This window comes from Catenuloplanes nepalensis, assembly GCF_030811575.1.
Classification (GTDB): domain Bacteria; phylum Actinomycetota; class Actinomycetes; order Mycobacteriales; family Micromonosporaceae; genus Catenuloplanes; species Catenuloplanes nepalensis.
On sequence record NZ_JAUSRA010000001.1, the window covers coordinates 4,582,507 to 4,607,029 of the forward strand.

Consider the following 24,523-nt stretch of genomic DNA (forward strand, 5'->3'; position numbering starts at 1 on the left):
GCCGTCAACTCCTCACCCCGGGCGGCGCTGTTCGCCTCCCTCAGTCAGGAAGGAGAGGCGAGGCCCACGAAAAGGTTCGCAGGCGTCTCCGATTTGTGATCTAGGCCCTGGGCCGCGCTACCGCTCGTCATGATCAGGAAACACGAAGCAGCGGCGGCAGCGGGCCTCATACGTGTAGGTTCCGTCGTCCGGGAGCGCGGTCGACGGCGCCAGCCGCCTGATCATGGGCGTGCCGTGTTCCAGAACCTGCGTCCAGGCCGCGTCCAGGCTCCGGCAGACGTCGCAGACCGCGCGCCGGTGGATGACCTTCTCCGGCGCCAGCTCCAGCAGCGCGCGGATCGGCGCGAACAGCTCACCGCGGTGGTCCAGGTCGATCCCGGCCGCCACTACCTTCACGCCCTTGCCGAGCGCCTCGCCGAGCACGGCCACGTCCGCGACCGAGAACATGTGCACCTCGTCCACGCCGATCACCTGCACCGGGTGGTCCAGCGCGGTCCGCAGGCTCGCCACCTTCTCGGTGCGCAGGCTGCCACCGGCGCGCGACACGATCTCGGTGTCCCGTCCGTGCCGCATCGACTGGAATATCCGGTGCGGCACACCGGCGTGCTCCAGCGGCGAGAGCAAACTGATCATCTCAAGGCTCTTGCCACCCTTGACCGGGCCCACGATCACCGTCAGATCCACGGCGCCGATCCTGCCCCGCCACCCCGGCCCTGCCAACCACGACCCACCGCCGGGTCGCGTTCATCACCCAGATCAAGATCCAAGAGCGGCTTTCCCGCTTCCGGCATGGCTGATTCCCAGTGCTCCCGCGGGCACCGGTCGTCGCTGGCGCTCCTCCCTGCCGGTCGCGCCGTGGCAAGACCTGGCTGCCGGCGCCGGTCCGGCTCTCGCGCTCGGAGCGCCATCGGACGCCGGCCCGCATCAGTGGGCGACCCGTCGAGCGCTCTGCCGGATCCGGGTCAGCTCCTGATGTAGGAGCTGGCCACGCGCTGCTCACCGGCCTCGGTGGTGAAGTCGACGGAGAGCAGCCACTCCTGGCCGGGCGGCAGCGTGGCCGTGCCGAGCGCGGTGCCGTCGCCGACGCGCGTGAGCTCGAACGGGATCGCGGTGCCGCCGGCCTTCGGCGTGGCCGAAGCGGTCCAGGAGGAGATGACGCCGCCCGTGGTGCAGAGGTGCAGCCGGGACGAGCCGGTGGCGCCGCTCGGCGAAAGCGACGCGCTGACGTCGCCGCCGGCCGCCGCCATGATGACCTGCCCGGCCGGGCAGGCGGGCGCGGAGGCCGCCTCGGTCGGACTGAAGATGTTCCACAGCGAGGAGACGATCGGGATCAGGATCAGCAGCGCCAGCGTGACCCACCGGGACAGCCGCGACCCGCGCGTCGCGAGCGGCATCTCCTCCGGCTCGGGCTCCGGCCAGGAACAGTCGTCCGCACACGGCTCCCAGGACAGCACGTGCCGGCTCCCGGCATGCGTCAGCCGCGGCCCGCGCCACCGCCCGCAGCCGCGCCCGTGCACCCGCCGGTCGGCCCCGCCCATCAGCTCCGCGTGCACCCGCCGCACATCCGCGGCCACCGACCCCGCCGAGGGCCGGATGGCACGACGGCGCACCGGCGCCGCACTGCGACCCGGCCACAGGGTATGCCGCCCGTCCATCCTCACCCCCTGCGGTAGATCCTAGGTCGCCCCTCCCCACCCGGGCGAGGCCCTCCGCTCTTCGAGGTGAGCGATCACTCCAGATTCGCGTCCCGCTCATCGTCCCGCGCCGCCGTCTCCCGGCCGTCCGGTTCACCGGCCGCGAGCCGGTGCCGCCCGCCATGCCGGAGCCCACGTTCACCAGTCTGTCCTACGGTACGGGTGGTAGCGCAGGGGTCGACGCACCGTCTTCGCAGGACGGGGGACGCCGGTTCGAATCCGGTCCATCCGTGACCCGGGCGGGCGAGTGGTGGCGCAGAGGTCGTCGCGCCGCCCCTGTCAGGGCGCAGGACGCCGGTTCAACTCCGGCACACTCGCCGCCGCGTCGTGCGGGCGGTAGCGCAGAGGTCGTCGCGTCCGGTCTCCAAAACCGGAAGGACGCCGGTTCGAATCCGGTCCGCCCGCACCCGGGAGCGGGTCGCGCCGGGACTCGGCGTGGTTCGTGCTCCGGGCGTGCGACACCCCGGCGTCGTTCGGCGCGAACATCGCGTTCCGGCTGTGCGACAGCCCGGCGTCGTTCGGCGCGAACATCGCACTCCGGCTGTGCGACAGCCCGGCGTCGTTCGGCGCGAACATCGCACTCCGGCTGTGCGACAGCCCGGCGTCGTTCGGCGCGAACATCGCGTTCCGGCTGTGCGACAGCCCGGCGTCGTTCGGCGCGAACATCGCACTCCGGGCGTGCGGCAGCCCGGCGTCGTTCGGCGCGAGCACCGTGCTCCGGGCGTGCAGCAGCTCGGTGAGGCGGGTGCGGAGAAACCGCGGCGAGAACGGCTTGAGCAGGTAGTCGTCGGCGCCGGCCGCATAGCCGGCCTCGATATCGCGCGGTGCGGCCGCGGCCGAGATCATGACCACTAGCGTGCCGGTGAGCAGCGGTGACATGCGCACCCAGCGGCAGAGTTCGAGGCCGTTCATCGAGGGCATGCGGACGTCCGTGAGCACGGCGATCGGCGTGGTCTGCTCGATGCGCCGGGCCGCGGTGAAGCCGTCACGCACGCACTCCACCTGGAACCCGGCGCCCTCCACCGACATGGCCATCAGGTCGCGCAGGTCCCGATCGTCCTCCGCGACGATCACCAGCGACGAGTGAATGCTCATCGGATCCCCTTCCTCTCGGTCCGCTCCAGCGTGCGGCACCGCCCGGCCCGGCCGGGGTGTCCCCGGGTTGCGATCCGATGGCAGCACGCAAGGGTCGCAACCCGCGGATCACGCCGGTCCGCAACAGTGTCGCGGCAGCGGCCTGGTCGAGGGCACGGCTGGACAGCCCGGCCGCGACGCCGGCCGGACAGCCCGGCCACGACCCTCAATGACGCCTGGATCAAGAGGTGGGAGACAGGATGCCGGTGAGGGCGGGGACGGCGATGTTGCGGCCGGTGAGCAGGAGCACGACGGGACCGTCCAGCTCCAGCACGCCCGCCAGCAGCGCGGCCAGGCCGACCGCGCCCGCGCCCTCGACGATCAGGCCGCAGCGGGTGGCGAGGAGGCGGACCGCCTCGGCGATGTGCTCCTCGCCCACCGCAGCGAACTCGACGCCGTGCGCCGCGGCGAGCCCCGGCGTGATCGACCCGGGCTCCAGGTTTCCGGCCAGGCCGTCCGCGAGCGTGGGGCCGACCTCGACCTCGGTGATCGCGCCGGCCTCGGCCGCGGCGGAGACCGCGCGGGAGGCGGCGGACTCGACACCGACCACCCGGATCCGCGCGGCCGCGGACGACCAGGGCGAGGCCGCGGCGCGGGTCGGGCCGTGCGCGGCCAGCACCGAGCCGGCGAGCAGGCCGCCGCCGCCGACCGGGACCACCACGGTGAACCCGCCGTGCAGCTGGTCGCGGACCTCGGCGAGGCAGGTGGCCTGGCCGGCGATCACGAACGGATCGTTGTAGGCGGAGACGAACTCCGCGCCGGTCGACGCGGCCAGCCCGAGCGCGTGCGCCTCGGCCTCGTCGTAGGAGGTGCCGTGCAGCACCGGCTCGGCGCCGAGCCGGCGCAGGCCCTCGATCTTGGCGGACGACGCGTTCGACGGCACCACGACCGTGGCCGTGACCTTGAGCCGGGCCGCCGCGTACGCCACACCGAGCCCGTGGTTGCCGGCGGACGCGGTGACCACGCCGCCCTCGGCGCCACCGAGTGCGGCGACGGCCGCGAGCGCGCCCCGGACCTTGAACGACCCGGTCGGCTGCATCGTCTCGAGCTTGGCGTAGACGTCCGCGCCGACGAGGTCGTCGAGCGGGAGCCGGATCAGGGGCGTGGGCGCCAGCTCGGCGGCGACGGCGTGGCGGGCGTGGTCCAGGTCGGCCGCGGTGGGCGGTTCGACCGTCCGGAGCTCGGTCATGGCGACCACCTTTCCAAGCGTGACGGTGGCCACCGTAACAGGCTCATGATCACCCAGCCGCGCCGGAGGCCGGTGGTCAGCCGGCCTCGCCGGAGGCCCGGCGGCGGGCGTGGTCGAGCAGGTCGTCCAGCTCGGGCAGGAGCGCTACCGGCGGGTTGAGCACCGCGATCCAGCCCTGCACCGCGTACGCCGGGTGCGGCATGATCACGCCGGTCCGGGCCGCGTCCACGCCGGCGCGGTGCTCCGCCGCCTCCGCGGGCGGGTAGCCGAAGCGCCGGGTGAACTCGGTGCGGCCGAGCGCGATGTTGAGCCGGAAGACGCCGGGCCGGCCGAGCCGGGAGTCCTCGTCGACGCCGGGCGTGTCGCGCGAGACGATCGTGGCGAACGGCATGCGGTGCGAGACGCCGGCGAAGTAGAACCTGTCCGTGGACTCGTCCGCGATGAACTCGCTGACGCCCGGGATGTTGCGGATCCGTTCGGCGACCTCGGGTTCGGTCGGGCCGTCCAGGCCAACGGCCGCGAGGTGCCAGATCGCGTCCGCGTCCGCGATCAGGTCGGCGGTGAGGGGGAAGTGGCCGTGCGCGGTGCCGGTGCGGCCCGTCAGGTCACCGGCGGCGGCACCGACGTTGAGGCCGTCCGCGAGCGCGGCCTCGAACGTACCCCCGGCGGGTTTCTCAAGGCCCAGTGCGGCGCTCGCGCCGAGGCTGCCGGCCAGGAAGAGGTATCGGTCGCCGAGCACGCCGGCCGCGATCCGCCCGGCCGGATTCCACCGCAACCGCAGGTCGCCGTGCTCCCAGCCGGCCGCGTCCCACGAGGCGCCGTGCCGCTGCAGGTGCGCGTTGTGCGAGTGGAGCAGCGTCGCGCCGCGCCGCCGTTCGCACTCCCGGATGTCGATCACGTTGCGGGCCATCCACGCGTCCCGCAGGCCGATCAGGCGCGCGACGCGCGGGCCCAGCTCGATCGGCGCGGCCGCCTGCGCGTGGTATCGCAGCAGCCAGAGCGCGGTCTCCGCGTGCGTCACGTCGCCGGTGAGACCGGCCGCCCAGAGCGCGCCGAGCAGGTCGTCCGCGATGATCCGCAGCGCGGCCGCGTCCGGGCTGCGGCCGGGCGACCTCGCGGGGTCCATCACCGCCTCCGGGCTCGACCAGCGGGTGTCCTCGCCGGCGAGGTCCTCGATCTCCGCCCGGCTGGCCGCGATCCGGTCACCGACCAGATCAAAGGCGCGCAGCAGGTACGGACGGGGGCTCGGCGCGGAGTCGACCTCGGTCGCCGCGTCGAAGCCGTGGAACGCGATCCGTTCCTCGGGCGGCACCTGCGCGTTGTGCTCGCGCAGCCAGGTGACCAGCTCCCGGTTGCCGGCGAACGCGCCCCAGCCGTGGCTGAAGCCGTCGGCCAGCACGGTGTCGAGATCGGCCTCGGCACCGCCCCGGACGTAGTCGTCGACGAGCCGGGCGCGCACCCGGTCGGTCTCCAGCGCGATCGACCGGAAGCCGCGCCCGGCGAGCGCGGCCAGCACCTCGTTGCGCAGGGTCTGGAACGCGGGCTCGCCGTGGTTGGGCTCGCCGAGCGCGAGCACCTCCACCGGCGTCGGGCGGGCGTCGAGCAGCGCGTGCAGCGGGGAGAGTTCGAACGTCATAGGCCTCTACCGTATCGTTGAATCTCCTGTTGAGGCTTGAATGCCTCATGGCCTGGGAGCGTGGCGTTGAAGTCTCAACGGCCGGTCGATCTGGCGCGGGAGCACGGGCTGTCCGCGCAGGCGATCCGCAACTACGAGGCGGACGGCGTGCTGCCACCGGCCGCGCGGACCGCGAGCGGCTACCGGATCTACACGGACGTGCACGCGGCGGCGCTGCGCGCGTTCCTGGCGCTGATCCCGGCGTACGGTCACGCCACCGCGCGCACGATCATGCGCGCGGTGCTCGGCGGCGACCCGGACACGGCGCTGCGCACCATCGATCAGGGCCATGCGCTGCTGCTGCGCGACCGGGAGACGCTGGACTCGGTCGAGATCGCCATAGCCATATTGTCCGAAATTTCGGAAGGAAAGCGGGTGAATCTCCAGATCGGCGAGGTGGCCTACCGGCTGGGCGTGACGCCGGCGACGCTGCGCAAGTGGGAGGCGGCCGGCATCCTGACGCCGCGCCGCGACCGGGCCGGCCAGCGGATCTACGACGAGGACGACCTGCGCGACGCCCAGCTCGCCCACCTGCTCCGCCGCGGCGGCTACCGCCTGGACCACATAGCCACGGTCACCGCCCAGGTCCGCGCCTCCGACAACACCGCCGCGCTGGCCGAGTCACTCGCACAGTGGCGGCGACGGCTGACCGCGCGCGGCCGGGCCATGCTGACCGCCGCGGCCCGGCTCGGCGACCTGCTCGACCGCCCGTAGGATGCTCCGGTGGCGACGGCGTGGAAGGCGCTGACCGGGCGGCCCGGCCGTCTGCTCCTCGGCGCGTGGCCCTGGCGCCGCCTACCTGCTCTCCTCCCCCGTGGTCGCGTGTGGCTGGCTGCTCTGTCTCCCGCTCGGCCCCTGGGCGGGCGTCCCGCTCGGCGCGATGGAACGCTGGCGGCTCGGGTGGGTCGCCGGCGGCCCGCACCCGACCCCGCACCGCCCGCCGCCCGGTCCCGGCCCGGGCAGCTGGTTGTCGACCCGGATGCGCGAGCCCGCGACCAGGTGATGGGTTCTCTGCTCGTCGAGACCGCGGTCGTGGTGCCGTCCGGCATCCTGATCGGCACCGTGGTCGCGGCGGTGCCGCTGCTCGGCCACGGCTACGTCTTCACGCACTCGCTGTGGCTGCCGTTCTCGCCGGGACCGTACGCCCTGATCTGCGGCTCGGCCGTCCTCATCGGACTGGCCGGGGTGCTCGTCCCGGCGCGGACGGTCCTGCGCACCCGCGCCCTCGAGGCCGCCGCCGAGGTCCGCTGACCCCGGCGGCGGGTCTCAGGCAGGGTCAGTCGGTCACGCGGGGCAGCGTCTCCGCGGCCTTGAGCGCGGCCGCCGCCGACGAGTACGGGTTGTACGTGTACGACCGGGACAGTGTCCCCGGGATCGTCCAGTACTCCGCGGACAGCTTCGCCGGGTCGGTCGCGATCTCGCCGCGGACCGGCACGTCGTCGCCGTCGTCCCAGCCCCACGGCGCGTTCGCCGAGTTGGTGCCGCAGCTGAACGTGCCGGTGCCGCAGCCGCCGGAGGTGTCCCCGGCGAACGTGCCCAGGCTCGCGAACAGGCTCGTGTTCGCCCGCTGCGCCCACAGCCCGCCACCGGCGAAGACATCGATCAGCCGGTACTTCACATCCCGGTCGTCCGGCCCGCTCGGCGTCTCACCGGTGGTGGACGGGTAGTAGACGATGCCGTCGCCGTTGATCTGGTACTGCGGGTAGGCCTTCAGCCCGTGCCCCTGCGTCTCCTGCGCGGTGACCGGGTGCTGGAACGCATCGTGCGGCGAGGACGCGAGTTGCAGCGTGCCGTCGCTGTTCTCCCGTCCGCCGGTCCAGCTGCTGCCGGCCGGCAGGTACGAGAAGAAGTCGCTGTGCGCCACCGTGACCGCGGAGCGCAGCACGCCGTAGTCGGTGCCGTTCTTCTCGATGGCGAGCATCACGCCCTCGCCGTCGTTCTCGTGCTCGGTCTCGAAGAACGGGTGGTCGACCCAGTCGCGGGGGTGGAAGAACAGGTAGGTGATGAACCAGTGCGAGCTCGTCTCCGCGACCGAGTAGTACGCCGCGGCGGACAGGTCGGCGCCGGACGCGCCCGTGTTGTCCCAGTTGTCGCGGCCGTTGAGGTTGCCGTCGAAGTCGGCGCGGGTGATGTAGTCCGACTTGCCGCCCAGCGCGTGACTGCCGGTCTGGTCGACGTCCTGGTGGTGGATCGGCGCCCAGCGCAGCGCCAGCTCCGCCCGGCTCGGCGCGGCCGAGGCCGGTGCGGCGGCCGCGAGCACCGCGACCCCGGTGGTGATCAGTGCGGAGGCGATCGCCCTCGTCAGATTCATGCCCGAGAATATAGAGCGCGCGAATGATCACCTGAATGTCCCGGAAACGAACGATCGGTACGCACGTGGTGTGGTTCCGGTGACGCGCTTGAACGCGACGCTCAGCGCGCTCTCCGAGCCGTAGCCGACGTCGCGCGCGATCGCGGCCACGGTCTCGCCGCGGCGCAGCCGGTCCGCGGCCAGCTCGATCCGCCACCCGGTCAGGTATTCCAGCGGCCCGCGCCCGACCACGGCCTTGAACCGCGCGGCGAGCGTGGACCGGGAGACCGCGGCCGCGCCGGCCAGCTCCGCGACCGTCCACGGGTGTGCGGGCCGGGCGTGGATCGCGCGCAGCGCCGGCGCCACCACCGGGTCGGCGAGCCCGCCGAGCCAGCCGGTCGCGGTGGCCAAATGCAGGCGCAGCACCCGGATCAGCATGGCCAGCGCGAGATGCTCCGCGACCAGCGTGGCGCCGGCCCGCGCGGCCCGCAGCTCCGCGTCGATCTCGGCGATCGCCGCACCGACCGCGGCGGCCTCGGGCAGCCGCGCGGGCACGTGAATCACCGGCGGCAGGCCGTCCAGCAGCACCTCCCGCGCGCGTCCGTGCATCTCGAACCGGCCGCCGATCGCGACGAAGTCGTCCCCGTCGCCGGTCCGCGCGAAGCCGCCGGCGACGTCCCGGAAGACCCCCTCCGCCCGGCATGGCGCCACGTCCACCGCGCTGGCCAGCACGAACGGCACCGCGCGGGTGATGACGAAGCAGTCGCCCGCGGCCAGCTCGTAGGTGGCGCCGCCGGCCAGCAGCAGGCAGGCGCCGGTGCGGACCGCGTTGAACTTCACGTCCACCGGCGCCTCGAACGCGACCGCCCACTCGCCGCCCGCAATCAGCCCGGCGGAGACGCGGCCGGTCGCGCCGAGCAGCCGCAGCACGTCCTCCAGCGGGTCCACCCCGGCGACCTCCTGGACGCTCGCTAAAGAATCAAAGACAACCGACCATTCAGCGTACGACCGCAGCCTCGTACCGTCGAGGCCATGAGAACAACGGCAGAAGACGTCGTCCGCGGACTGGACCTGCGCGGCCGCCGCATCATCGTCACCGGCGGCGGCTCCGGGCTCGGCGCCGAGACCGCGCGCGTGCTGGCGAGCGCGGGCGCGGAGGTGACCATCGGCGTGCGCACTCCGGTGCCCGGCGCGCGCGCGATCCCGCTCGACCTCGCGGACCTGGAGTCGGTGCGCGCGTTCGCGAAGGCCTGGGACGGGCCGCTGGACGCGCTGATCGCGAACGCGGGCGTGATGGCGATACCGACCCGGCAGCGCAGCGCGGCAGGCTGGGAGATGCACCTGGCCGTCAACCACCTCGGCCACTTCGCGCTGGCGCGGGCGCTGCGTCCCGCGCTGCGCGCGTCCGGGGCCGGCCGGCTGGTCGTGCTCTCCTCCGGCGCGCACCGCGACCACCCGCTGGACCGCGAGGACCCGCACTTCGCACGCCGGCCGTACGACCGGTGGGCCGCCTACGGCCAGTCGAAGACCGCGGACGTACTGCTGGCCGTGGCGGCGGCCCGGCGGTGGGCGGGCGACGGCATCCTGGCCAACGCGGCGAACCCGGGCTGGGTGATGACCGGCCTGCAGCGGCATGTGGACGACGAGACGATGCGGGCGATGGGCGCGATGGACGCGGACGGGAACGTGGTGCCGCAGCCGTACTCACGCACGCTCGCCGAGGGCGCGGCCGGCCCGGTCACGCTCGCGGTGTCCGCGACGACCACCGGCGCCTACTACGAGGACGCCGCGCCGTCGGAGAACGTGGCCCCGCACGCGGTCGACCCGGAGACGGCCGCGTGGCTGTGGGACCACGCGTCAGAGGCTCTCCGAGCGTCGTAATCGCCACGACGGCACGCCCGCGGTGGCGAGTTGCTCCGCCAGTTCCGGCGCCGGATCGTCGAAGAAGACGGCCACCTGGTGCACGTCCGCGAGCGCGCAGGTGGCCGCGAACGTGCCCACGTTTATCGAGTCGACCGACGCGACGCCGGCCAGGTCCACGATCAGCCGCAACGGCCGGGTCCGGCGCACCGCGTGCACCAGCGTCTGCCGCAGGTGCACCGCGCTCTCCACTCCCACATCCCCGCTGGCGCGGATGACCAGGCTGCCGTCCGCACGCGTGGATACGTCGAGCGTCATGTCCATGAATGCCTTCCGGCGAATCGGAGTACGTCCGGCGAGGGACCGTCGGGCGGACACGGTATGACCCGCAGGTTAACGAACCGGCGCTCGCGCGTCGTTAACCGTGTTGCGAGTCGGACACATTCACTCCGATACGCGCTCACGTCCCACGACGGACCGCGCGGCATCGATTCTCGGCGCACCTCGCCGACGGGCGCACCTCGCCGACGGGCGCACAGCGCCCGGCCCGGTCAGCTCAGCAGCCTGCGGATCTCGGCGGCGAGGGCGACGGAGGCCTCGATCTCGACCTTGCGGCTGGAGACGCTCTCGACGTTGAAGCCGAACGGGAGGCCGAGGCGGCGGCAGAACGCGATGAGCTCCCGTGCGTTCGAGACGCACTGCTCGTAGGACTCGGTGAGCGGGTCCTCGGTGTGGCGCAACGTGTTCTCCAGCCAGCGCGGCACGTCGACGCCGAGCCACTGGAGGAACTCGAGCGTCTTGACCGAGCCGCAGACCGAGAGCGTCAGGATGACCGGGCGCGGCGCGACGCCACGCTCGCGGCAGGCGTAGAAGTAGTCGGACAGCATGCTCTTGGTCGCGCCGACGTCGTAGACGACCTGGGAGATGAAGAACGCGACGCCGCGCTCCTGCTTGTCGAGCATGCGCAGATGCTCGTCGCCGCGGCGGGTGTACCGCTCGGTGATGCTGACCGCGCCGAGGGTCAGCTCACTGCGGATCTCGCGGCGCAGCTCGTGTGCCTGGCCGAGGTGGGTGTGCACCGGCTTGTCGCCGGACGAGGCGCCGACGAAGACGCTGAGCACGCGGTCGGTGTCGACGGACCGCAGCCAGTCGGCGAGGTCCGCCTCGGGGTACTTGCCGACGCACCGGTAGACGATCACCGAGCGGTCCCAGCCGGCCAGGTGCGTGTCGTGGAACGTCGCCGGGTCCATGGTCGGCAGGTACGGGAACGGGCGCTGCTCCGGGTTGCGGTCGCTCTCGTCGTCGATGTCGTAGAGGATCAGCCCGTCGACGTCGACCGCGGCGAGCCGCTCCAGCGTGCGGCCGGCGATCTCGGCCGCCTGCTCGGGCTCGGTGGACCGCCGGGGCGGCGTGATGCCCACCAGCACGGGCTCCCCGCCCGTCTCGATGAGCTGCCGGAGTGAGGGCCTGGGCGAGGTGTCGGACATAGTCGTCCAGCCTACCGATCGTGATCCGCAGGTGACCATTACGTCCCAGGGAGCAGGCGACCATGACGTCCCAGGGATCAGTCGAGCGCGGCCTCCGCGGCCTCACGGGTGATCACGACGCTGGTCTCCGAGGTCGCGCTGTTGATCAGGATTCCGGCGCAGTCGAGGTCGCCGGCGGCCATCTCCAGCAGCACGGATCCGGGCACGCCGACGTTGAAGTGCTGGCCGAACGTGCGCGCGTAGACCGGCGGGTCGGCGAACGTGAGGATCCGCTGCCGCCCGTCGCCGTGGGTGGTCCGGCTCACGCCGAAGCCCGCGCCGGCCCGGCCGCCGGAGACCGGACCGGCCCCGACCGCGCCCACGATCGAGTTGCGGAACACGTCGACGAGGCGGCCCCAGTTCTCATCCGTCCGATTTCCGGCATATGCGGCCAACGCGTCGGACAGCGGCGAATCGCTCATGTCCACGGACTATAGGGCCTGCAGCAATATCAATATTTGGCTATGGTCGGGCACATGACCGCTTCCGCGCACGTTCGCCCGTTCCTGGAAGTCGTCGTGCTGGACGCGGTGGCGGCGTCGCTGCGCGCCCGGGGGCAGCGCGTGGTCCGCCTGGACGCGTCCGGCTGGACCGAGGACGACGACCTGCACCGGGAACTCGCGGCCGCGCTGGACTTCCCGGAGGACTACGCCGCAACGCCGGACGCGCTACGGGACGCGCTGGACGACGTGCACGCGCCGGACGGGCTGGCGCTGGCGTTCGTCGGCTACGACGGGTTCGCCGCGCACCGGCCGGAGACCGCCCGCCTCGCACTGGAGATCATCGGGGCCTGGTGTGCACGCGGGCAGCAGCTGTCCTGCCTGGTCGAGCCGCCCCTCAGCGAGTGACGCCCCGGTTCCACCACAGCGACAGTCCCGCGCCGGTGACCACCAGCACCGCACCGGCCAGCATGAACCAGAACGTGATCTCCACGTCCTCCCGGTGCAGGCCGATCTCCCGGGGCAGGTCGCCGAGCACGTCCGTGAGCTGCTCCGAGTCCTCGGCCTTGAAGTACTGCCCGCCGGTCAGGTCCGCGACCGCGGTCAGCGCCTCCTCGTCGATCTCCTGGATCCGCCGCCCGCCGTTGCCCCACCCGCCCGGGTCGCGCCCGCCCGGACCGCGCCGGCCGGAGAACGCGTCCGTGCCGATCTGGTCCGGCGTGCACACCATCTGCGCGGGCTCGGTCGTGCCGAAGCCGATCGTGAAGATCCGCAGTCGCCGCGCCGCGGCCTGCTCGGCAGCGGTGACCGGGTCGACGCCGGTGCTGTTCGCGCCGTCGGTGAGCACCACGATCGTGTCCGGCTGGAACGCGGCCGGGTCCGTCACCGGCGGGTCGCCGAGGTCCACGCCGGTCGCGGCCACGTTCGGGTTGATCTCCGCGATCGCGTCGATCGCGGTCAGGATCGCCGCCCCGATCGCGGTGCCGCGCGCGGTCTTCAGCCCGTCGATCGCGGCCAGCAGCGCCTCCTTGTCCTCGGTCGGAGCGACCAGCAGCCCGGAGATGCCGGAGAACGCGACCAGCCCGATCCGGGTGCCGTCGCGCTGTCCGCGGATGAACTCGCGGGCCGCGTCCGCCGCGACCGCGAGCCGGTTCGGCGCGATGTCCGTGGTGCACATCGAGCCGGACACGTCGATCGCGAGCAGGATCGAGGTGTCGTTGGACGGCACCGCCAGCGACGCCTGCGGCCGGGTCAGCCCGCCGGCCAGCGCGGCCAGGCCGGCCAGGAACAGGATCACCGGCACGCGCCGGCGCCACGACGATCGCGCGGGCAGCGCGGCCCGGATCAGCGCAACGCTCGCTACGCGCAGCGCGGCCCGCTTCCGGCGCCGGTTGAGCCACCACCGGGCGAGCAGCAGCAGCGGTACGACCAGCAGCGCGAGCAGGCCCAGCGGCCAGGCGACCGACATCAGATGATCCTCCCGTGCCAGCGGGTACTGAGCAGCGCGCCCACGGCGAGCAGCAGCAACGCGGCCCCGGCGAACGGCGCGGTCAGCTCGACCGGCTCCTTCTTCGTGGTCAGCCGCAGGTCGATGCCGCCGGTGGTGTCCGCGAGCGCCTCCGCGTCACCGGCGGTGTGGTACTGCCCGCCGCTGACCTGCGCGATCGCGGTCAGCAGCGTCTCGTCCAACGCGGTGGTGAGCCGGTAGCCGTCGACCTCGACGGTGGCGCCCTCGGGCGTGCCGACGCCGACGGTCTGGATCCGCACGCCCGCCGCGGCCGCGAGTGCGGCCGCCTCCTCCACGTCCGGGCCGCCGGTCTCCTCGCCGTCGGAGAAGATCACGATCGTGGCGGACGGCCAGTAGCCGAGGTCCGGCGGCGGGCCGTCGTCCGGCACCACCATCGGCTTCCCGGTGATCGCGCCGAGCGAGACCATGATGGCCTGGCCGAGCGAGGTGCCGCCGCCGGCCTTGGCCCGGTCGATCGCGGCGATCGCGAGCGCGTGGTCGTCCGTCGGCGCCTGCGTGTTGAGCGCCTGGTCGCCGAAGACGACCACGCCCACGTCGACCGACTCCGGCTGCCGCCGCACGAACTCACCGGCCGCGGCCTGGGCGGCGGCGAGCCGGGTCGGGCCGACGTCGTCCGCGGCCATGCTGTTGGAGATGTCGAACGCGAGGATGACGGTGCCGGCCACGCGCGGCACGGCCACCTCCGCCTCCGGCCGGGCCAGCCCGACCAGCATGATCGGCAGCGCGGCCAGCAGCAGCGCCCAGGGCAGGTGCCGCCGGACCGCGGCGCGGCGATCTCCTGCAGAGGCGAGACCAACCGACACCAGCACGCGGGTACGGCGGCGCGCCAGCATCACGTAGGCCGCGATCGCGCCCGCGGTCAGCAGCACGGCGAGCAGGAGCACGGCCGGGTAGAGCACGGTCATCGGCGTACCCTCCCGGATCGGCGGGTCATCGAGACCAGCGCGTCGAGCAGGTCGGAATCCGTGGTGATCCGGTGCGCGGCGACGCCGGCGCGGTGCATGGCCGTGGCGATCAGGGACTCACGGCCGTCGACCTCCTCGGCCAGCCGGCGGCGCAGCAGCGGGTCGCTGGTGTCGACCAGGATCTGCTCGCCGGTCTCCGCGTCCTCGACCAGCACCAGCCCCACGTCCGGCAGTTCCAGCTCGGCCGGGTCGACCACGCGGATCACCACCACCTCGTGCCGGTGGGTGAGCATGGCCAAGGGCTTCTCCCAGCCCGGATCGCCGATGAAGTCCGAGACGACGAAGATCAGGCTGCGCCGCTGCCTCGTGGTGGCGGCGGCGAAGGTCAGCATCCGGCCGAGATCGGCGATCCCCCCGGTGTGCGGCCGGGTCAGCTCGCTCGCGATGCGCAGGATCTGGTCGCGTCCGCCGCGCGGCGGGATCACCCGCTGGGCCTCGTTGTCGAAGAGGATCGCGCCGACCCGGTTGCCGCCCTGGGAGACCAGCCGCGCCAGGCTGACCGACAGCTCCGCAGCGACCGAGTCCTTGCCCTGCGCACCCACCCGCATGGACGCGGACCGGTCCACGACCAGCCACGCGGTCAGCTCGCGGTCCTCGGTGTACTGCCGGACGTACGGCTCGTCGAGGCGCGCGGTCACGTTCCAGTCGATGTGCCGGACGTCGTCCTCGGCCACGTACGCCCGGAGGTCGGTGAAGTCCAGGCCGGTGCCGTGCCACACCGTGCGGTAGGCACCCTGTAGTCGCCCGTCGAGCCGGCGGCCGAGCCGCCACTCCAGGCGCCGCAGCAACCGGTCCGGTGTCATCGGCGGCCGGCGGGCTCGGGCACCGGAAGGTTCGCCAGCACCTTCTGCAGGATCAGGTCCGCGGTGACGTCGTCGGAGAGCGCCTCGTACGACAGGACGAGCCGATGCCGCAACACGTCAAGAGCAAGATCAAGCAGATCCGTGGGTACGACGTAGTCGCGCCCGCGGATGAACGCCAGCGCGCGCCCGGCCAGCACCAGGCTGATCGAACTGCGCGGGGACGCGCCGTAGGTGACGTAGCGCGCGAGGTCGTCCAGCCCGATCCGGCCCGGCTCGCGGGTGGCGTGCGCAAGGTTGACCGCGAACTCGATCAGCGACGGATCCACGTACACCCGGTCGGCCTGTTGTTGCAGGCTCACCAGCGTCTCCGGGTCGATGATCTTCTGGATGACCGCGGCCGGCGTGAGCGCCCGCTCGACGATCACGAACTCCTCGGTCACGCTCGGGTAGCCGACCAGCACCTTCATCATGAACCGGTCGGTCTGCGCCTCGGGCAGCGGATACGTACCCTCGTTCTCGATCGGGTTCTGGGTCGCCATCACCAGGAACGGGTTCGGCACCCGGTGCGTCTCGCGGCCGATCGTGACCTGCCGCTCCTGCATCACCTCCAGCAGCGCGGACTGCACCTTCGCCGGCGCCCGGTTGATCTCGTCGGCGAGCAGCAGGTTCGTGAACACCGGCCCGAGCGACACCTGGAACTCGCCGGTCGGCGCGTGGTAGACGCGGGTGCCGAGAATGTCCGCCGGCACCAGGTCCGGCGTGAACTGCACCCGGTGGAACTCGCCGCCGATCGCCTCCGCGAGAGACTTCACCGCGAGCGTCTTGGCGAGCCCGGGCACGCCCTCGACCAGGATGTGGCCGCGGGCGAGCAGCGCCACGACCAGCCGTTCGAGCAGCGGATCCTGGCCCACGATGGTCTTCTTGACCTCGTAGAGCACCTGCTCGATCGGTCCGTCCGGCATGGTTTCTCCTTCTCGTCTACAGGGGCGGGGCCTGGCCGTCGCCCTCGGTCGCGCCGAGCGCGGCACCGATCGGGACCGCGAAGCCGATGCCGATGAACGTGCCGGCGTCGGTCGGGTTCGCCAGCGCCACCACGATCCCCACCACCTCCGCCCGGTCGTTGATCAGCGGCCCGCCCGAACTGCCCGGGTTGACCGCCGCGTCGAACTGGATGAGTCCCGCCATGTCCGGATCGTTCCCACGGTCCAGCGTCCGGTCGAGCGCGGAGACGACGCCGCTGGTCGTGGTCGCGGTCAGACCCAGCGGATTGCCGATCGCGACCACGGTGTCCCCCACCCCGGCCGCACCCCCGATCGTGGCCGGCACCAGCGTCTCCGGCGGCTCCTCCGGCACCAGCACCGCGATGTCCATCGCCGGATCCGACTCCGCGACCGTCGCCCGCGACTCGGCGCCGCCCGCGTAGGTGACCGTGATCGTCCGCGCGCCCTCGACCACGTGGAACGCGGTCAGGATCGTGCCGTCCGCGTTCGCCAGCACCCCGGTCCCGGTCGACTCGCCGGCCCCTTCAGCCGTTATCCGCACCACGGACGGCCGCACCACCTCATAGATCTGCGGCACGCCCAGCGGCCCCGCGGACTCACTCGGCGACGGCGGGACGGGCGCGGGCGCGGCCTCCGGCTCCCCACCGGCACCCTGGAAGATCACCAGCCCGGTGATCACCAAGGCCCACACCACGATCAGCCCGATCAACAGCCGCCGCCGATCGATCCCGCGGGCGGGTCCGCCCGTATCGTCGGCGGTCTCCGGCGGCGTCTCCACGGACGCGGGATCACGCAGCACGGTCATCACCACCGGTGCCCGACGGTCGGTCTGCATCCACCGACTGTAGGAGCCTTTCCTCGGAATCCGCCAGGTAAGTGGAACACGCTACGTAGCGGAACCCGCCGGTCACCTCACGACTCGTCACCTTTCCGTGGCGAGACCAGCCGCGTCGTGTGGGTGACGGCTGGTGGCCATCTGGGCGCAAGGTTGCGCTCCTAGCGTGAGCGGTCATGAGCACCGTCGATCGGCGCAGCTTTCTGACCATGATGGGGGCGCCCGCGGTCGGCGCCGCCCTGCCCGGCGGGCTGGAGCGCGCGGTACGTATCGCGCCGGACAGCCGGCACGGCAGCATCCGCGACGTCGAGCACGTCATCTTCCTGATGCAGGAGAATCGGTCGTTCGACCACTACTACGGCGCGATGCGTGGGGTGCGGGGGTTCGCCGACCCGCACCCGGCGCGGCTGCGCAACGGTGACCCGGTCTGGCGGCAGCCGCACGGCGACGACGTGCTGCTGCCGTTCCGGCCGGAGGTGCCGGACGTCGGGCGGATGTTCCTGCCGGACCCGCCGCACGGGTGGAACGACGGGCACGCGGCCTTCAACCGGGGGCTCTTCGACGCGTGGGTGCCGAACAAGGGCATCACCACGATGACCCACCACGTGCGCGGGGACCTGCCGTACCAGTTCGCGCTGGCGGACGCGTTCACGGTGCTGGACAACTACCACTGCTCGCTGCTCGGGCCGACCGACCCGAACCGCTATCACATGTGGTCCGGCTGGGTCGGCAACGACGGGCGGGGTGGCGGGCCGGTCGTGACGAACGCGGAGCTGGGTTACGACTGGACGACCTATCCGGAGCGGCTGTCCGAGGCGGGCGTGTCGTGGCGGATCTACCAGGACACCGGCACCGGGCTGGACGCGGCCGGGTCGTGGGGCTGGACGCAGGATCCGTTCATCGGCAACTACGGTGACAACTCGCTGCTCTACTTCAACCGTTACCGCAACGCCGTGCCCGGCGACGACCTCTACGACCGGGCCCGCACGGGTACGTCCATCGTGGACGAGGGACGCGATCCGGAGAAGCTGCTGGCCGACTTCGAGGCGGACGTGGCCGCCGGACGGCTGCCGCAGGTGTCCTGGATCGTGGCGCCGGAGGCGTACACCGAGCACCCGAACTGGGAGCCCGGCTACGGCGCCTGGTACGCCTCGCGGGTGATCGACATCCTGGCCGCGCACCCGGAGGTGTGGAGCAGGATGGCGCTGTTCATCACGTACGACGAGGAGGGCGGCTTCTTCGACCACCTGGTCCCGCCGACCCCGGACGTCTCCACCGTGCCGACCGTGAACGAGCTGTTCCCCGGCGACGCGAAGCTGGTCCCGGGGCCGTACGGGCTGGGCGTCCGCGTACCGATGGTGATCGTCTCGCCGTGGACGCGCGGCGGCTGGGTCGACTCGCGGCTGTCCGACCACACCTCGCTGATCCGGTTCCTGGAGGCGCGGTTCGGCGTCCGGGAGCCGAACATCACGCCGTGGCGGCGGGCGATCAGCGGCGACCTGACCGGCGCGTTCGACTTCCGCACGCCGAACGACTCCGCGCACGTGCGGCTGCCGGACACCGAGTCGTACAAGCCGGCCGACCTGACGCGGCACCCGGACGAGGTGCCGGTCCCGCCGGCCGACCCGAGACTGCCCAAGCAGGAGAAGGGGGTACGCCCGGCGCGCGCCCTCCCGTACCGGCTGTATGCGGATCTTCGTGGTTCTGATCTTCGCCTGCGCAGCGACGGCGGTGCCGCGGCCGTGTTCGGGGTCCGCTCGCCGGACCGCGACCCGCGCAGCTGCACGGTCGGCAACGGCTCCGAGATCATCGAGTCCCTCGCCGGGCTCCGCGAGGCGGAGGTGCACGGGCCGAACGGCTTCTACCGGCGCTTCGTGTTCGGCTCGGGCACGCCGGTCGACGTGCGGGCCCGCTACGACGAGCACCGCCTGGAGGTGATCCTGGAGATCACCAACCGGTCCGCGCAGCGCGCCGAGGTCCGGGTGGCGAACCGCTACCGGAGCCGCGCCCGCACGCTCACGCTCAAGCCGCGGGAGAGCCGCTCCGAGCGCTGGTCGCTGGCCCACACCCGCGGCTGGTACGACCTGACCGTCACCGCGACCGGCACCGAGCTGCGCTACGCCGGGCACGTCGAGAACGGCAAGCCGAGCATCAGCGACCCGGGCATGGGTGGACTGATCTGACCGTCCGGTGGAGCGGCGGAATCCACCGCCGCTCCCCACCGGCCGGGCGATGCGGTCCGGAGCCCTGTTTCGGCAGGCTGACGGGCATGACAGAGATCAGTCGCCGCGGCCTTCTGACGGCCGCCGGAGCGTCCGCGCTCGGAGTCTCCACGCTCGCGGTCGCCGGGCTCCCCGAAGCCGCGCAGGCCGCGCCCGCCGTCGCCATCCGCCCCGGGGACCGCCGCTACGAGAGCCTGCTGCGCGGCAACAACCACCGTTTCGTGGGCCGGCCGGACGAGATCCGGGTGGCGTCGTCCACCGCGGACGTGGTGCGCGCGGTGTCGGACGCGGTCCGGACCGGCCGCCGCATCGCACCGCGCAGCGGCGGGCACTGCTTCGAGAACTTCACCGCGGACCCCGCCGTACGCCTGCTGCTCGATCTGTCGCCGTTGAACCGGGTCGGCTGGGACGCCGCCCGCCGCGCCCACTACGTGGAGCCCGGCGCCACGCTCGGCGAGGTCTACCGCGCGCTCTTCACGGGCTGGGGCGTCACCATCCCCGGCGGCGGCTGTCCCGAGGTCGGCGCCGGCGGGCACGTCGCCGGCGGCGGATACGGACCGCTGTCCCGCCGCTACGGCACGGTCGCCGACCACCTCTACGGCGTGGAGGTGGTGGTCCCGGCCCCGGACGGTGCCCGCACGATCGTGGCCACCCGCGAGCCCGGCGACCCGCACCGCGACCTGTGGTGGGCGCACGCCGGCGCGGGCGGCGGCAGCTTCGGCGTGGTCACCCGCTACCTGTTCCGGGACCTGCCGGCGGCGCCGCGGACCATGCTCCAGCACGTGATCATCTGGTCCTGGGAGGGGATGACCGAGGCCGCGCTGACCGGCCTGATCCGCAACTTCGGCACCTGGCACGAGCGGCACAGCGCGCCCGGCGCTCCCGAGGCCGGCGTCTACGGCGTCCTGGAGGCCGACCATCAGTCCGCCGGAACGGTCATGCTGGTCGCGCAGATCGACGCGGACCTGCCGGACGCGGGCGGACTCGTCGACCGGTTCCTCGCGGACGTGACCGCCGGGACCGGCCTGACCCCGGTGCTGGACCTGCGCACTCCGATGCCGTGGCTGCACCGGATGACCTGGCCGGGCAGCGGCGAGCCGGGCGACGTGCTGGTCCGCCGCTACAAGGTGCGGGCCACGTATCTTCGCCGGTCCTATTCGGATGATCAGCTCGCCGCGATCTGGCGGCACCTGACCGGCGCCTACGGCGGAAGCACCTCGCTCATCGGGTACGGCGGGCAGGCCAACGCGGTCGCGCCGGACGCCACCGCGATCTCGCAGCGGTCCGCCGTGATGAAGGCGCTCTGCCAGGCGGTCTGGCGCGAGGAGGCACACGACGACGCGATGATCGGCTGGACGCGGGACATCTACCGGGACGTCTTCGGCGACGTGCCCGCGGACGGCTCCTACATCAACTACCCGGACACCGACCTGCCGCGCACCGCCTACTACGGGAGCAACTACCCACGCCTCCGGCAGATCAAGACGCGGTACGACGCCCGGAACGTGTTCCGGCACGGCCTGTCCGTCGAGCCACTGTAGATTTGCCGGCCATGAGGTGGTGGCCGTACGCGCTGCTGGCCGCGCTCGCCGCCGTCAACGCGACCTCGCCGGCCGTGCTCGCGCTGTGCGCGCTGACCGCGACCTGGATGCTGCAACCGTGGTGGCGCCGCGGCGTGCTGGTCACCGGGCTGATCGCGCTCAACGCCGCGCTGGTGTGGCAGACGCCATGGTTCGGCCTGTTCACGCCGGTGTCCTACGTGTTCGCGTTCCGGCTGCTGAACTGGCCGTGGCTACCGGTGGGCGTCGGCGCGGTCGCGGTCGTCGCCGGCACCGCACAGGCGTCCGGAGTGGACAACCCGTTCATCGTCGCCGTGGTGATCGCGGGCAACGTCGTACCCATGTGCGGCTTCGCCTGGTTCGCCCAGCGTGCCGCCCGGCACGAGGAGGAACGCGAGGACGCGCTCGCCGAGGTCCAGGACGCGAACCGCCGCCTGGCCGCGTCCCTGGCCGAGAACGCCGCGCTGCACGAGCGCCTGCTGACCCAGACCAGGGACGCGGCGGTACGCGAGGAGCGCGAACGGATGGCCCGCGAGATCCACGACACGCTCGCGCAGGGGCTGACCGGCATCATCAGTCAGCTACGCGCGGCGTCGCACGCCTCCGATGATCCGGCCCGCTGGCGGCGGCACGTCGACATCGCGACCGCACTCGCGGGCGAGAGCCTGGCCGAGGCCCGCCGCTCCGTGCACGCGCTGCGCCCGGAGCCGCTGCGGGCCGCGCGCCTGATGGAGGCGCTGTCCGGCGTGGCCGCGCGCTGGTCCGCGCTGCACGGCATCCCGGTCCAGGTCACCACGACCGGAACGCCGCTGCCCGTCCCGCCGGACGCGGAGGACGCGCTGCTGCGGATCGCCCAGGAGTCGCTGACGAACGTGGCCAAGCACGCGGAGGCGACCAGGGTGGACGTCACGCTGTCGTTCCTGGAGGGTGAGGTGGCGCTGGACGTCCTGGACGACGGCCGCGGCTTCGCCCTTCCCGCCGGCCCCGGCGGCACTGCTTCCGGCACCGGTGGTTCGCCTTCTACCAGCGGCGCGGCCGGTTTCGCGGGCGGCGGCTTCGGGTTGATCGGGATGCGGCAGCGGATGGAGAATCTGTCCGGCACGCTGCAGGTCGAGTCCGAGCCGGGCGCGGGCACCGGCATCTCCGCCCGCGTGCCCGTGGCCGGCTCCCGGAAGGAGCCGACGTGACCCCGATCCGGCTGCTGATCGTCGACGACCACCCGATCGTCCGCGACGGCCTGGTCAGCCTGTTCCACGCCGACCCGGACTTCGAGGTCCTCGGCGAGGCCTCCGACGGCGCCGAGGCGATCCGTCTCACCCGCGAGCTGCACCCCGACGTGGTCCTGATGGACCTGCGCATGCCCGGCACCGACGGCCTGACCGCCACCCGCGAGCTCGCCGCCGAGACCCGCGTCCTGGTGCTCACCACCTACGACACCGACCACCACGTGCTTCCCGCGATCGAGGCCGGCGCCGTCGGTTACCTCCTCAAGGACGCCTCCCGCGAGGACCTGACCCGCGCGGTCCGCGCCGCCGCCCGCGGCGAGTCCGTCCTGGCCCCGTCCGTGACCGCGCTGCTGATGAACCGCGTCCGCAAACCCCCGCCGAGCCCGCTCAGCCCCCGCGAGATCGAGGTCCTCACCCTGGTCGCCGCCGGCGCCACCAACCGCGAGATCGCCACCAAGCTCTTCCTGACCGAGGCCACGGTCAAGTCCCACACCCTCAACATCTACACCAAACTGCACGTCAACGACCGCGCCGCCGCCGTCACCGAGGCCTTCCACCGCGGCCTCCTCACCCCGAGGCCACCGGCGGACGGATAGTCGCGCGCGGGTATGTCCGGTTGGGCGCCGGCCGGTGATGCATCGGCGCGGACGCGGCCGGTCGCCGCTCACCGGAGGCAGAAAGATCGCATGATGTTGAACGCAGTGGGGCCGGGCGGACGTACCTAGGGCCGGGTAGGTCTGACGGCCCGTACGGGTCCCGCTGCGAAGGAACTCACCGTTGTCGCTCATTACGCGCTTCCGTCGAACACCGGATCTGGACATGCCTGCGGAGACGCCGCCGGACGACGCGAGCGTGGCGGCCGGGCCTGACGAGAAGGGCGAGACCGCACCGGCCGAGACGCCGGAGCGGGCCGAGCCGGAGCGGGCCGAGCCGGAGCCGGACAGCGGCGTCGTGAAGCGGCTGAGGACCGTCGGCGGGTGGGTGGTCACGCTGCTCGCGGCCGTGCTGGTCCTCGGTGCGCTGCTGTCTCCCAACCAGGTGAGCAGCCTCGGGCCGGCCGCGTTCCTCCGGATCCCGCTGGAGGCGCTGATCGCGGTCGCGGTGCTCCGGCTCCTCCCCCGCCGGCCGCGCATCGTGCTCGCGGCGGTGCTCGGCGCGGTCCTCGGCCTGATGCTGATCATCAAGCTGGTCGACATGGGGTTCTACACCACGTTGTCGCGGTCGTTCGACCTGGTGCTGGACTGGCCGTTCTTCAAGGATGCCTACAACATCGTGCAGGGCAACACGAACACGGCGGTGGCGTGGGCGCTGCTGATCGGCGTGCTCCTGATGGCGGTCGCGGTGCTGGCGATGATGGCGGCCGCGATGATCCGGCTGTCCGGGTTCGTGGTGCGGCACGACAGGGCCTCCGTCCGTACCGTGGCGGTATTGACCGTGATCTGGGTCCTGGTCGCCGGGACGGGACTGCGCGCCGATCCGGGTGGGCCGGTCGCCGCGTGGAGCACCGCGCGGATGGCGGCCGACAAGGTGCGGCAGGTCAACACCGGACTGGCCGACTCGCGCGAGTTCGCGGAGCTGGCCGCGAACGACGCGTTCCGGGACGTGCCGCCGGAGCAGCTGCTGACCGGACTGCGCGGCAAGGACGTGCTGTTCACGTTCATCGAGAGCTACGGGCGCACCGCGGTCGAGGGCCACGACTACACCGGCCCGGTGACGGCCGCGCTGGACGCGGGCGAGGAGCAGCTGACCGCGCAGGGCTTCAGCGCGCGCAGCGGCTGGCTGACCTCGCCGACCGCGGGCGGTGGCAGCTGGCTGGCGCACTCCACGTTCCAGTCCGGGCTGTGGATCAACAACCAGGAGCGGTACCGGAACCTGGTCAGCACCCAGCACACCACGCTGACCGGCGCGTTCCGGCGCGCGGAGTGGCGCACGGTCGGGATGATGCCGGCGCTCACCTACGCGTGGCCGGAGCAGCACTTCTACGGCTTCGACCAGGTCTACGACTCGACCACGATCGGCTACGAGGGCGAGCACTTCACCTGGGTGGTGGTCCCGGACCAGTTCTCCTACTCCGCGCTGCAGCGCCGGGAACTGGACGCGCACGACACCCCGATCATGGCGGAGATCGACACGCTCTCCAGCCACTCGCCGTGGACGAAGCTGCCGCGGATGGTCGACTGGAACGCGGTCGGCGACGGCACGGTCTTCACGCCGCAGGCGCAGGCCGGCGTCGCCACGCGCGAACTGTGGAGCAACTCCGACCGGGTCCGCGCCGCCTACCGCCAGTCCATCGAGTACTCGATCGAGGCGCTGACCTCGTGGATCGCCACCTACGGCACGGACGACACGGTGCTGGTCTTCGTCGGCGACCACCAGCCCGCCCCCATCATCACCGGCGACAACGCCAGCCGCGACGTGCCGATCACGATCGTCGCCAAGGACCCGGCCGTCCTGGACCGCGTCTCCTCCTGGAACTGGACCCCCGGCCTCAAGCCGGCCCCGGACGCGCCGGTCTGGCGGATGGACGCGTTCCGCGACAGGTTCCTGACCACCTTCAGCGACCTCGCCTGACCTTT

General features: G+C 72.6%; 26 protein-coding genes, 3 tRNA genes and 1 pseudogene. 15 read left to right on the plus strand and 15 right to left on the minus strand.

Annotation, left to right across the window (positions count from 1 at the left end; all coding sequences use genetic code 11):
- Window positions 1-117 precede the first annotated feature (117 nt).
- Complete coding sequence (locus tag J2S43_RS19765) at window positions 118-684, minus strand: thymidine kinase (protein ID WP_306831319.1); 567 nt, start codon at window positions 682-684, stop codon at window positions 118-120.
- Window positions 685-962: 278 nt separating this feature from the next.
- The gene (locus tag J2S43_RS19770; RefSeq protein ID WP_306831321.1) at window positions 963-1,574 is read right to left on the minus strand and encodes a hypothetical protein; all 612 of its coding nucleotides are present in this window, start codon (window positions 1,572-1,574) and stop codon (window positions 963-965) included.
- Window positions 1,575-1,853: 279 nt separating this feature from the next.
- Here J2S43_RS19770 and J2S43_RS19775 point away from each other — a divergent pair.
- The 4 genes from J2S43_RS19775 (at window position 1,854) to J2S43_RS19790 (ending at window position 2,478) form a co-directional block, all read left to right on the plus strand.
- Window positions 1,854-1,926, plus strand: a tRNA-Ala gene (locus tag J2S43_RS19775).
- A gap of 11 nt (window positions 1,927-1,937) precedes the next feature.
- Window positions 1,938-2,013, plus strand: a tRNA-Asp gene (locus J2S43_RS19780).
- A gap of 10 nt (window positions 2,014-2,023) precedes the next feature.
- Window positions 2,024-2,100, plus strand: a tRNA-Trp gene (locus J2S43_RS19785).
- Between the two features lie 36 nt (window positions 2,101-2,136).
- Window positions 2,137-2,478, plus strand: coding sequence for a hypothetical protein (locus J2S43_RS19790; protein ID WP_306831323.1), 342 nt, complete (start codon window positions 2,137-2,139; stop codon window positions 2,476-2,478).
- A 14-nt stretch (window positions 2,479-2,492) separates the two neighbouring features.
- Here the strand turns inward: J2S43_RS19790 and J2S43_RS42230 are convergent.
- A pseudogene (locus J2S43_RS42230) lies at window positions 2,493-2,789 on the minus strand (response regulator); the annotation flags it as partial.
- A gap of 77 nt (window positions 2,790-2,866) precedes the next feature.
- Here J2S43_RS42230 and J2S43_RS19800 point away from each other — a divergent pair.
- Window positions 2,867-3,001 (plus strand): hypothetical protein, encoded by a 135-nt coding sequence (locus J2S43_RS19800; RefSeq protein ID WP_306831326.1) that lies wholly within the window; start codon window positions 2,867-2,869, stop codon window positions 2,999-3,001.
- 8 nt (window positions 3,002-3,009) lie between these two features.
- Here the strand turns inward: J2S43_RS19800 and J2S43_RS19805 are convergent, their stop codons facing one another.
- Both J2S43_RS19805 and J2S43_RS19810 read right to left on the minus strand, forming a co-directional pair.
- Entirely contained in the window at window positions 3,010-4,017 is a 1,008-nt protein-coding gene (locus J2S43_RS19805; protein ID WP_306831328.1) for a threonine ammonia-lyase, read from the minus strand.
- A gap of 76 nt (window positions 4,018-4,093) precedes the next feature.
- A complete protein-coding gene (locus J2S43_RS19810; RefSeq protein WP_306831330.1) occupies window positions 4,094-5,653 on the minus strand; it encodes a DUF6194 family protein in 1,560 nt (519 codons plus the stop codon).
- Window positions 5,654-5,713: 60 nt separating this feature from the next.
- Here J2S43_RS19810 and J2S43_RS19815 point away from each other — a divergent pair, with 60 nt between their 5' ends.
- The 3 genes from J2S43_RS19815 to J2S43_RS19820 all read left to right on the plus strand — a co-directional run bounded on the left by J2S43_RS19815 (window position 5,714) and on the right by J2S43_RS19820 (window position 6,943).
- Window positions 5,714-6,406, plus strand: coding sequence for a MerR family transcriptional regulator (locus tag J2S43_RS19815; protein ID WP_306831332.1), 693 nt, complete (start codon window positions 5,714-5,716; stop codon window positions 6,404-6,406).
- Window positions 6,407-6,506: 100 nt separating this feature from the next.
- Entirely contained in the window at window positions 6,507-6,695 is a 189-nt protein-coding gene (locus J2S43_RS42235; RefSeq protein ID WP_370881638.1) for a sensor domain-containing protein, read from the plus strand.
- Complete coding sequence (locus J2S43_RS19820; protein ID WP_306831334.1) at window positions 6,695-6,943, plus strand: ABC transporter permease family protein; 249 nt, start codon at window positions 6,695-6,697, stop codon at window positions 6,941-6,943. Before J2S43_RS42235 ends, J2S43_RS19820 begins: the two co-directional genes overlap by 1 nt.
- A gap of 25 nt (window positions 6,944-6,968) precedes the next feature.
- On the opposite strand, the gene J2S43_RS19825 is transcribed toward J2S43_RS19820, so the two are convergent.
- Together J2S43_RS19825 and J2S43_RS19830 are read right to left on the minus strand one after the other, a co-directional pair.
- Window positions 6,969-8,003: a hypothetical protein gene (locus tag J2S43_RS19825; protein WP_306831336.1), complete on the minus strand. Its 1,035-nt coding sequence runs from the start codon at window positions 8,001-8,003 to the stop codon at window positions 6,969-6,971.
- A gap of 27 nt (window positions 8,004-8,030) precedes the next feature.
- Window positions 8,031-8,930 (minus strand): AraC family transcriptional regulator, encoded by a 900-nt coding sequence (locus J2S43_RS19830; RefSeq protein WP_306831337.1) that lies wholly within the window; start codon window positions 8,928-8,930, stop codon window positions 8,031-8,033.
- 84 nt (window positions 8,931-9,014) lie between these two features.
- On the opposite strand from J2S43_RS19830, the gene J2S43_RS19835 reads away from it, so the two are divergent.
- On the plus strand, window positions 9,015-9,863 hold the full coding sequence (locus J2S43_RS19835; protein WP_306831340.1) for an SDR family NAD(P)-dependent oxidoreductase: 849 nt from the start codon (window positions 9,015-9,017) through the stop codon (window positions 9,861-9,863).
- Here the strand turns inward: J2S43_RS19835 and J2S43_RS19840 are convergent.
- The 3 genes from J2S43_RS19840 to J2S43_RS19850 all read right to left on the minus strand — a co-directional run bounded on the left by J2S43_RS19840 (window position 9,840) and on the right by J2S43_RS19850 (window position 11,790).
- Entirely contained in the window at window positions 9,840-10,160 is a 321-nt protein-coding gene (locus J2S43_RS19840) for an STAS domain-containing protein (RefSeq protein ID WP_306831342.1), read from the minus strand. The genes J2S43_RS19835 and J2S43_RS19840 overlap by 24 nt on opposite strands.
- Before the next feature lie 233 nt (window positions 10,161-10,393).
- Entirely contained in the window at window positions 10,394-11,329 is a 936-nt protein-coding gene (locus J2S43_RS19845; protein WP_306831344.1) for a 5,10-methylenetetrahydrofolate reductase, read from the minus strand.
- 77 nt (window positions 11,330-11,406) lie between these two features.
- Entirely contained in the window at window positions 11,407-11,790 is a 384-nt protein-coding gene (locus tag J2S43_RS19850) for an SseB family protein (RefSeq protein ID WP_306831345.1), read from the minus strand.
- 54 nt (window positions 11,791-11,844) lie between these two features.
- Between J2S43_RS19850 and J2S43_RS19855 the strand changes: the two genes are divergently transcribed.
- Window positions 11,845-12,216 carry a barstar family protein gene (locus J2S43_RS19855; RefSeq protein WP_306831347.1) on the plus strand — a complete coding sequence of 124 codons (372 nt, stop codon included), beginning with the start codon at window positions 11,845-11,847 and terminating at the stop codon, window positions 12,214-12,216.
- On the opposite strand, the gene J2S43_RS19860 is transcribed toward J2S43_RS19855, so the two are convergent.
- From J2S43_RS19860 to J2S43_RS19880, 5 genes are read right to left on the minus strand one after another with little or no spacing between them, the layout of a single operon-like run.
- A complete protein-coding gene (locus J2S43_RS19860) occupies window positions 12,206-13,276 on the minus strand; it encodes a VWA domain-containing protein (protein WP_306831349.1) in 1,071 nt (356 codons plus the stop codon). The genes J2S43_RS19855 and J2S43_RS19860 overlap by 11 nt on opposite strands.
- A complete protein-coding gene (locus J2S43_RS19865) occupies window positions 13,276-14,241 on the minus strand; it encodes a VWA domain-containing protein (protein ID WP_306831352.1) in 966 nt (321 codons plus the stop codon). The genes J2S43_RS19860 and J2S43_RS19865 overlap by 1 nt, the downstream gene beginning before the upstream one ends.
- The gene (locus tag J2S43_RS19870) at window positions 14,238-15,104 is read right to left on the minus strand and encodes a DUF58 domain-containing protein (RefSeq protein ID WP_306831354.1); all 867 of its coding nucleotides are present in this window, start codon (window positions 15,102-15,104) and stop codon (window positions 14,238-14,240) included. Before J2S43_RS19870 ends, J2S43_RS19865 begins: the two co-directional genes overlap by 4 nt.
- Entirely contained in the window at window positions 15,101-16,066 is a 966-nt protein-coding gene (locus J2S43_RS19875) for an AAA family ATPase (RefSeq protein WP_306831356.1), read from the minus strand. The genes J2S43_RS19870 and J2S43_RS19875 overlap by 4 nt, the downstream gene beginning before the upstream one ends.
- Window positions 16,067-16,082: 16 nt before the next feature.
- Complete coding sequence (locus J2S43_RS19880) at window positions 16,083-16,940, minus strand: S1C family serine protease (RefSeq protein ID WP_306831357.1); 858 nt, start codon at window positions 16,938-16,940, stop codon at window positions 16,083-16,085.
- Window positions 16,941-17,116: 176 nt separating this feature from the next.
- On the opposite strand from J2S43_RS19880, the gene J2S43_RS19885 reads away from it, so the two are divergent.
- The 5 genes from J2S43_RS19885 (at window position 17,117) to J2S43_RS19905 (ending at window position 24,518) form a co-directional block, all read left to right on the plus strand.
- Entirely contained in the window at window positions 17,117-19,123 is a 2,007-nt protein-coding gene (locus J2S43_RS19885) for a phosphocholine-specific phospholipase C (protein ID WP_306831360.1), read from the plus strand.
- An 86-nt stretch (window positions 19,124-19,209) separates the two neighbouring features.
- Window positions 19,210-20,703, plus strand: coding sequence for an FAD-binding oxidoreductase (locus tag J2S43_RS19890; protein ID WP_306831362.1), 1,494 nt, complete (start codon window positions 19,210-19,212; stop codon window positions 20,701-20,703).
- An 11-nt stretch (window positions 20,704-20,714) separates the two neighbouring features.
- Window positions 20,715-21,908 carry a sensor histidine kinase gene (locus J2S43_RS19895; RefSeq protein WP_306831364.1) on the plus strand — a complete coding sequence of 398 codons (1,194 nt, stop codon included), beginning with the start codon at window positions 20,715-20,717 and terminating at the stop codon, window positions 21,906-21,908.
- Entirely contained in the window at window positions 21,905-22,543 is a 639-nt protein-coding gene (locus tag J2S43_RS19900; RefSeq protein WP_306831366.1) for a response regulator, read from the plus strand. Before J2S43_RS19895 ends, J2S43_RS19900 begins: the two co-directional genes overlap by 4 nt.
- 223 nt (window positions 22,544-22,766) lie before the next feature.
- Window positions 22,767-24,518, plus strand: coding sequence for a sulfatase-like hydrolase/transferase (locus J2S43_RS19905; RefSeq protein WP_306831368.1), 1,752 nt, complete (start codon window positions 22,767-22,769; stop codon window positions 24,516-24,518).
- Window positions 24,519-24,523: the final 5 nt, after the last annotated feature.